This is a genomic window from Nonomuraea sp. bgisy101, assembly GCF_057708945.1.
The window spans coordinates 55,986-62,127 of the sequence record NZ_JBYITD010000051.1 but is presented as its reverse complement, the minus strand read 5'-3'; the positions used below and the strand labels follow the sequence as shown (position 1 = coordinate 62,127).

Genomic DNA, 6,142 nt, shown 5'->3' with positions numbered 1-6,142 from the left:
CTTCCTGTCGCTCAACATCATTCGCAAACCATGAAATGATCATCCGGCAAACGAGGTGGCCGGATGGGTGTCCGTGACAGGAGAACCGTAGTGAGTTCGCAACGCTCTGGCACTCTGCGCCCCGCTCATCCGGATGCGTTCTTCGCGGGCGGCATCCGATTCGTCGGCCCAGACAGCCAACTGGTCGTCACCGAGATTCACGACAAGGGGGAGCTGGTGCTGCCGACCGGCGGCCTCATCGCCGGCGATCCCACGGGGCTGACGTTCCCGCAGGACTTCACGGCCTTCACGCAGACGGTTCCCGCCGGGCGCTATCCGCTGCGGCTGTCGGTCGTACGGTTTTCCGACGACCCCGACCACGTGCGGGTCTGCGCGGCTGTCCTCGTCGTGCAAGACGTGCCTACCGTCCACTGGGAGCAGGCGTTGCTTCCCGGACAGGATCTCAGCGAACTTGGCGACGGCGAGTTCTTCGGTTTCGGGGTCGACGGAGGAATGGGGTGCCTGTTCGACGCATCGCTGCTGGACCACTTCGCCACCGTGCTGGACTACCGTGAGGACGGCCCCGGCTGGATCGGACTGCTGTGCGGCGATGGGCCCGAACCCCTGGTCGCGGGAACCCAGACCGTGACACTGATCGGGCCCGTGGGCGAGCCGGCCTTGACTGCCTTCGAGTCCGGTTTCGGTGATGGCGCCTACCCGGTGTGGTTCGGCCGCGACGACAACGGCCGGATCACCGCGGTGGTCGTCGACTTCCTCGTCCTCGACGAGGTCGAACGCCTCGAGCCAAGCGGGTCGTGAGTTACTCTGCCCTCGACCGCGCGGCCTAGCTCCAGCCGCAAGGGCTGCGGCTGGATTGAGTCGATGAGGTGGTCGCGGTCGAGAGGCAATCGGCGACTGCTCAGCGCGACACCAGGCGCAGGGGATCGACCTCGGGGTCGCCCTCGTCGGCGAAGTAGTCGTCCCGGGAGGTGGCGTCCGGCCCTTCGGCGATCTTGAGGGTGGTACGCATCTGTATCGGATCTTCCCCGAACTCGGGATCACCTCCCGTTCCGAGTTGCGCGGCGCGTTGTCACGACCGGACGGGCAGTCGGCGTAGTCCCATCTCCTGATCGCGGATCACGCGGGTGCGGCTGCCGAAGCAAACGCCGGGTGCGCGGGTCAGCGGCGCCGTGGTCTCACGTGCCGCGTGGGGGAGGTGCACACCAGTGCGATCATGATCGTCGATGTCACCCAATCGCGCAGAGCGTTCAGCGCACGGGTTCCCTTCATGGCGTCCTTCTCTCGATTCGTCGTGAGGCTCGGAAAGACCATCGGCGGTTGAGGTGGCCGCCAGGAAGGCCGATTCCTGTCCACTTACTGCTCATGAGGGCCAGGTCACGGGCTCGCTGGTCGCCGGCAGGAGCGGCCTGGTGTTCTCGAAAGGCCGTCGACCCTGGTTATTTATCGGCCATCGAGTGATCTGTCCGATGGTCAGGGGGATCGACCATGCTGCGCTGACCGTATCCGTGACGGTCCACGTGGGGTCGACCAGGGTCGCGGGCGGGGAGCGGCGTGGCTTCCAGAACGAACGAGAGACTGTCATGATTCCTGTCATTTCCGGCTTCGGCTATCAGCGGGTGCACGTCGGCGACGGTGTGCACCTCAACGCGGCGGTCGGTGGCTCAGGCGGCCCAGTCGTGTTGCTGCATGGCTTCCCGCAGACGCACCTGATGTGGCGTCATGTGGCCGCGCCGGGTTGGACCACCCGTCGCGGATCACCCACCTGGCCTGCCCGCGCCTGTGGCAGGTTTGGGCACCCGACCTGCGCCACTTGACCGTCACCAGCGGCCACTTCATGGCCGATCAGGACCCCGACTGGGTCATCAAGGCTCTCCGGGACCTGCTCACCCGCCCGGCCCCTCCGCTGACGCGGACATCGTGCCTGCCGAACCCGTGGCGCGGCTAGGGCGACCCCTCTTTCCCCCTGGTGCCAGAGCAGAGTAGGGCCCATGCGCGCAGGTACACCACGTCCTGACGCGAACCTAGCCTCGCCCATGCGAGCTCGCGATCGCGCCGAGCCGATCACCATCAGAAGAAGATCATGACTGTCTCCGCAGTTCAGCAGCTGCGCCGCCGGACCGAGCTCACCGCCGGGGCGGTCAGCGCGCTGGGCGCGCTGCTGCTGCCACCCACCCCCGCCGAAGCCGGAACGGCCGCCCGCGCCAAGCCGACCATAGTGCTGGTACACGGTGCGTTCGCCGACGCCTCCAGTTGAAACGACGTCATGACATCGCTCAAGCGCGACGGCTATCTGGTACTCGCACGGCCAATCCCTTGCGCAGCCTGTCGGGTGACGCCGACGTCGTCGCGGGCCTGGTGGCCTCGATCGACGGCCCGGTCGTCCTGGTCGGCCATTCCTACGGCGGCCAGGTCATCTCGGGTGCCGTCCGCGGCGACGACCGGGTCAAGGCGCTGGTGTTCGTGGCCGCGTTCGCCCCCGAGGAAGGCGAGAGCATCGCCGAGCTGAGCGGCCGCTTTCCCGGCAGCACACTCGGCGAGACCCTGAACGCGGTCGCGCTGCCCGATGGCAGCACCGATTTGTACATCCGCCAGGAGCGCTACCACCAGCAGTTCGCCGCCGACCTGCCGCCAGAGCGCGCCACCTTGGACGCCGTCACCCAGCGGCCGTTGAACGACCGGGCCCTGCAGGACAAGTCCGGTGCACCGGCCTGGCGGCACCTGCCATCCTGGTTCGTCTATCCCGAGCTCGACTTCAACATCCCGCTTGCCGCCCACCGGTTCATGGCGGAACGGGCCGGCGCCCGCGAGCAGGTGGAGATCGGCGGCGCCTCGCACGCGTTGCCCGCCTCCCAGCCCGCCGCCGTCGCCGATGTCATCCTCCAAGCCGTCAAAGCCGTCGCCTGACGACCCTCCCGCCGCAAGCCGAGCAGGTCCTGAACCACCACGAGGGCCAGGTCCTGCACGGCTGCTCACGTCGGCACCTGGTGGGTGGACAACGCGGGCGCCATCACCGGCACCGACGGCACCATGCTGGTGGACACCCGCGCGACCGGTTCCTGCGGGCGGTGGCTGAGGCGGACGTGGAGTGGCTGGTGGTCAACCTGCATAGGGGACCCTGCGGACCACGGCCTGACAGGACACCGTGTTTCGGGAGATGCCACAAAGTGGCAGCTGTTTGGCCTGGTGAGTGAGCAGTCGCCCGCAGCATGCTGACCCTTCCAGGAGCCTTACCAGGAGGTCGAAGATGTCGGACATCGTCGTGGCGGGGGCCGGTCCCGCCGGTCTGGTCGCCGCCCTGCTACTCGCCGCCGACGGGCACCGGGTCACTGTGCTCGACCGGGACCGGGACGGCCCGGGCAACATCCATCGGGCGTGGGAGCTGTGGCAGCGGCCGGGCGTGAGCCAGTTCCGCCAGCCGCACCGGCTGGTGGCGGCGGGCTGGCGGCTGCTGCGGGACGAGCTGCCGGAGGTGGCCGCCGAACTGGAGCGCGCGGGCGCCATCGTGCGCAACTCTCTCGCCGGTTCCTGTCGGGAGCGGGCGCTGGGCACGGCACGGGAGGGCGACGAGCGGTTCGAGACGATCGCCGCCCGCCGTCCCGTCCTGGAGGCGGCGCTGGCTCTGGTGGCCGCGCGGGCGCCGGGCGTCACCGTCCGCCGGGGTGTCACCGTGGCCGGGCTGCTGATCGACGCTCCCATGAAAGGCGGGCGGCCGCGCGTGCGCGGGGTGCGTACCGGCGAGGGCGAGGCCATCCGCGCCGACCTGGTGTTGGACGCGACCGGGCAGCGGAGGGAACTCGCCGGGATGCTCGGCGAGCCGGACGCCACCGAGCCAGACGCCACCGGGGCAGGCACCGCCCGGGGATGCGCGGGGCCGGGGTTCGCCTACTACTCCAGGCATTTCGCCGGCCCCATGCCCGCGCCGCCGATCCGGCCGTTAGAGCATCACGACAACCTGTCCACCCTGGTGCTGCCGGGCGACGTGGGGACCTGGTCGGTGACGCTGGCCGTATCGCGAGATGACGTCGAGCTGCGGGAACTCCGGCATGCCGGAGTCTGGCAGAGGGCCGCGTCGATGTTCCCGAACGTGGAGCAGTGGGCCGCGGGCATCCCGATCAGCGACGTCCTGCGAGCGTCCGGAGAGGCGAGCGGCCCTAGCCGGCTCGTGGCTGGCGGGCGGCCGGTGGTTCACGGGCTCCTCCCCTTAGGAGACGCCTGGGCGGTCACTAATCCGCTGTTCGGGCTGGGTATGTCCATGGCGTTCACGCACGCGAGCCTGCTGCGCGACGCGGTACGCGCTGAAGGCCTGGACGCCCTGGAAAAGCTGACGTTGCGGTTCGACGAGGTGAGCCAGGGCGTGCTCGCGCCCGTGTGCGAACGGCTCGGCCGCTGGGACCGGTATCGGCTCGCCGAGCTCGACGGTGAGCGTCGTGGCCAGCCGTACGAGAGTGGCGATGCCGAGTGGATGCTGAGCAAGGCGCTGGATGCGGCCACGCTCCTGGACGGCGACGTGCTCCGTGGTGTCGCCGACGTCGCTCACCTCCTCGCCACGCCGCAGGAGGCGATTGAGGCGACAGGCCTGGACACGAAGGCGCTCACGCTCGCCGGGGATGCTCCGCGCTTCGTGGCACAGGGACCGGCGCGTGGCCGCCTGCTGGCGGCGATTCACAGCGCCCGTCCCTAGCGCTCCTCGCGCGCGGCCTCCGGACCGACCCTCTGCGCCGGTACAACTAGCCGGCAAGAGCGGCGAGTAGCTTCGCACAGGTCGCGCCGCGCTCGGGGAAACGGAGGGCGCCGCCGCCGAGCGTGGCGATGCACTCGCAGCGGCCCGGTACGTTCAGTACCTCCTCGGGGGGGTGGCACACGTCCAGGCGATGTCCGCCATGGCGCAGCAGGTCACGTCGAGGAGCTTGGCCGCGTCCAGCGCCTTGGCGACGGCCCAGCTCGGGTCGTCGCTGTCGTAGGTCAGGCCGCGCCGCACGCCTTCCACCTCCGCCAGCCGTTGCTCGTCCCAGGCCCGCAGCCGCTGGTAGATCGGGGTGAGCGTGGCCCGAGTGGCCGCATCGAGCCGCCGGATGAGCTCCTCCGGCTCCTGCAGGCCGATGTCGCGTACTTGGTCGCGCAGTAGGACCGCGTGCGTCAGGCCCATCGTCATCCCCAGTCCGAACGTGGGGTTGGTGGTCGCCCACGCGACCCGCACGTTGACCACGCCGGTGGCCATCGGCTGCCCCTCGCGAACGAGTTCGCGGCGCCTGCTCTCGATCCGGACATGACCATCACGCCCTGAGCGGCGTGCCCGCCGCCCAGGGCGTGATGGGCGGGAACAGCGCGGCGGCCCGCTGCCAGTTCGGGTTCTCGCAACGCGCGCATGTCAGGGTCTCGTGCCGCGACCACGAGGCCCATCGCCCCAGGGCCGTTGTCTCCTGGCAGGAGCATGGTCGACAGGCTGTCGTAGTGGTCCAGCGGCCACACGTACGGCTCGGGCGGCGGACCTTCGAAGTATCGTCCATAGGCGGTGAACCTGGTCTCCGTCCATTCCTCGTCCAGGGGCGGCGCGCCGATGTCGGCGAGCATCCGGCCCAATCGTGAGTTGCGGCCGCCGGCGTCCACCACCAGATCGGCGCGGAAGACCTGCCGCCCGCGGTGACCACGCCGTTGACGTGCGGCCGGCCCGGTACCCTCGAGTCGCCTGTCACCAACCCCGACACTGTGACGCCCCGGCTGACCGTGATACCACGGGTGCGGGCGGCGACGGCCGCCAGCGCCGTCTCCAGCACCGGACGGCAGGCCCCGAGCAAGTCGAACCGCTCATCACCGGGCAGCCGGCCGCCCACGGCCGGGATCGCCCAGGCGCCGGCGACCGGGCTGTGCGTCGCGGCTCCGGCCCTCTCCAACTCGGAAAGGACCCCGGCAACTCGCGTCGCAGCAGGCTCCTTGCCCCCCGCCGAGCAAGGCGCGCGGAAGACGGAACTGCGCCACGCCCGGCCGCTGCCATTGCTCCCAGGCATGGACGGCGCCGCCGGAAGCCCTGGGTCCTTCTCCAGAACCTCAACCTCGTGCCCGTCGAACGCAAGCAGCAGCGCCGCCGACAATCCGGTGACGCCGGCTCCTAGCACGATCACATCAGGCATTTCGGCCTCCAGCA

The 6,142-nt window shown here is 69.9% G+C and carries 7 protein-coding genes and 1 pseudogene; 5 read left to right on the top strand and 3 right to left on the bottom strand.

What is annotated here, in order from left to right; all coding sequences use genetic code 11:
• Positions 1-90: 90 nt before the first annotated feature.
• From AC3EO4_RS50645 to AC3EO4_RS50630, 4 genes and pseudogenes are all read left to right on the top strand, one after another.
• Complete coding sequence (locus AC3EO4_RS50645; RefSeq protein ID WP_379573462.1) at positions 91-798, top strand: DUF4241 domain-containing protein; 708 nt, start codon at positions 91-93, stop codon at positions 796-798.
• A gap of 782 nt (positions 799-1,580) precedes the next feature.
• A pseudogene (locus tag AC3EO4_RS50640) lies at positions 1,581-1,730 on the top strand (alpha/beta hydrolase); the annotation flags it as partial.
• A 350-nt stretch (positions 1,731-2,080) separates the two neighbouring features.
• On the top strand, positions 2,081-2,254 hold the full coding sequence (locus tag AC3EO4_RS50635) for a hypothetical protein (protein ID WP_379573461.1): 174 nt from the start codon (positions 2,081-2,083) through the stop codon (positions 2,252-2,254).
• Between the two features lie 59 nt (positions 2,255-2,313).
• Positions 2,314-2,904: an alpha/beta fold hydrolase gene (locus tag AC3EO4_RS50630; RefSeq protein ID WP_431903224.1), complete on the top strand. Its 591-nt coding sequence runs from the start codon at positions 2,314-2,316 to the stop codon at positions 2,902-2,904.
• Positions 2,905-2,969: 65 nt separating this feature from the next.
• Here AC3EO4_RS50630 and AC3EO4_RS50625 read toward each other — a convergent pair whose 3' ends face one another.
• Positions 2,970-3,107, bottom strand: coding sequence for a hypothetical protein (locus AC3EO4_RS50625; protein ID WP_379573459.1), 138 nt, complete (start codon positions 3,105-3,107; stop codon positions 2,970-2,972).
• Between the two features lie 137 nt (positions 3,108-3,244).
• Here AC3EO4_RS50625 and AC3EO4_RS50620 point away from each other — a divergent pair, with 137 nt between their 5' ends.
• Entirely contained in the window at positions 3,245-4,681 is a 1,437-nt protein-coding gene (locus AC3EO4_RS50620; RefSeq protein ID WP_379573458.1) for an FAD-dependent oxidoreductase, read from the top strand.
• 153 nt (positions 4,682-4,834) lie between these two features.
• Here the strand turns inward: AC3EO4_RS50620 and AC3EO4_RS50615 are convergent, their stop codons facing one another.
• Positions 4,835-5,218, bottom strand: a complete 384-nt coding sequence (locus tag AC3EO4_RS50615; RefSeq protein WP_379573457.1) for a hypothetical protein — start codon at positions 5,216-5,218, stop codon at positions 4,835-4,837.
• A gap of 55 nt (positions 5,219-5,273) precedes the next feature.
• Positions 5,274-6,128: an FAD-dependent oxidoreductase gene (locus tag AC3EO4_RS50610; protein ID WP_379573456.1), complete on the bottom strand. Its 855-nt coding sequence runs from the start codon at positions 6,126-6,128 to the stop codon at positions 5,274-5,276.
• Positions 6,129-6,142: the final 14 nt, after the last annotated feature.

Bases quoted from the DNA above. Each gene is read 5' to 3' on its own strand.
- AC3EO4_RS50625 (WP_379573459.1), bottom strand. From the start codon at position 3,107: ATGCAGGTTGACCACCAGCCACTCCACGTCCGCCTCAGCCACCGCCCG.
- AC3EO4_RS50635 (WP_379573461.1), top strand. From the start codon at position 2,081: ATGACTGTCTCCGCAGTTCAGCAGCTGCGCCGCCGGACCGAGCTCACC.
- AC3EO4_RS50620 (WP_379573458.1), top strand. From the start codon at position 3,245: ATGTCGGACATCGTCGTGGCGGGGGCCGGTCCCGCCGGTCTGGTCGCC.
- AC3EO4_RS50615 (WP_379573457.1), bottom strand. From the start codon at position 5,218: ATGGCCACCGGCGTGGTCAACGTGCGGGTCGCGTGGGCGACCACCAAC.
- AC3EO4_RS50610 (WP_379573456.1), bottom strand. From the start codon at position 6,128: ATGCCTGATGTGATCGTGCTAGGAGCCGGCGTCACCGGATTGTCGGCG.